This is a genomic window from Streptomyces sparsus, assembly GCF_054776295.1.
In genome coordinates this window covers 1-1,046 of the sequence record NZ_BAAHCA010001311.1, presented here as the reverse complement: position 1 = coordinate 1,046, position 1,046 = coordinate 1, and the positions used below count along the sequence as shown (strand labels likewise).

General features: G+C 72.3%; 2 protein-coding genes. One reads left to right on the top strand and one right to left on the bottom strand.

The window, feature by feature from the left end; translation table 11 throughout:
- Positions 1-23: 23 nt before the first annotated feature.
- Positions 24-476, bottom strand: a complete 453-nt coding sequence (locus ACYVE9_RS28115; protein ID WP_461030706.1) for a MarR family winged helix-turn-helix transcriptional regulator — start codon at positions 474-476, stop codon at positions 24-26.
- 134 nt (positions 477-610) lie between these two features.
- On the opposite strand from ACYVE9_RS28115, the gene ACYVE9_RS28110 reads away from it, so the two are divergent.
- A partial coding sequence (locus ACYVE9_RS28110; protein ID WP_461030705.1) for a DoxX family protein occupies positions 611-1,046 on the top strand: 436 nt, incomplete at its 3' end.

Sequence of the window (1,046 nt, the reverse complement as noted above, 5' to 3'; positions counted from 1 at the left end):
GGCTGCGCCACGAGGCACGCGGGTCAGCGCAGGCGCTCGCCGACCCGGCCGAGTGCCTCGGCCAGCACGGCGAGTTCGGTGCGGTCGAGGGAGCCGATGAGTGCCTCGCGCACGGCGGCCACATGGCCGGGCGCGGCGCCCTCCAGCGTGCGCCGGCCCTCGTCGGTGAGCACGGCGAAGACCCCGCGCACGTCCGTGGGACAGGAGCGCCGCTGCACCAGACCGCGCTTCTCCAGCCGGCCGATCTGGTAGGTCAACCCGCTCTTCGAGGTGATGACGGCGTGGGCCAGCTCGGACATGCGCATGGACGACTCAGGGGCGTTGGCCAGCAGGACCAGCACCTCGTACTGGGTGTGGGAGAGGCCCGCCGCCTCCTTGAGCTGTTGTTCCAGGCGGCGTTCCACGCGGTGGCCGGCCTCCAGGAAGGCCCGCCAGGCAGCCATCTCCTGCTCGTCCAGCCAACGTGTCTCGGTCATGCGTCGAGTCTACGCCTCCCTTTGTTCAAATTCGAATCAGACGGTAGGCTGCCGACGACCAGCGGGGTTCAAATTTGAATCACTCCGTCGGTCCAGCCCTGTCCGCTGCCCCCTCACCCTCCGTGGAGAGCCCCATGACCTCCCTCACCGCACCGGCCGCCGGCACCACCGCCCCGACCGCCGATCCCGGCCCCCGCACCGCACACGACGCCGGGCTGCTGGTCCTGCGTGTCGGCCTCGGCCTCACCATGGCGGCGCACGGCGCCCAGAAGCTGTTCGGCTGGTTCGGCGGCGGCGGGCTGGACGGCACCGCCGGCTTCTTCGCCTCCGTCGGCTACCCGGCCGCCGACACCATGGCCCTGGTCGCCGCCGTCTCCGAGACGCTCGGCGGACTGGCCCTGGTCCTCGGCCTGCTGACCCCGCTGGCCGGTGCCGCGGTGTTCGGAACCATGCTCAACGCGCTCGCGGTGAAGTGGGGCGGCGGCTTCTTCGCACCGGAAGGCGTCGAGTACGAGCTGCTGCTCGTCACCGGCGCCGCCGCGCTCACCCTCGCCGGCCCCGGCCGCTGGG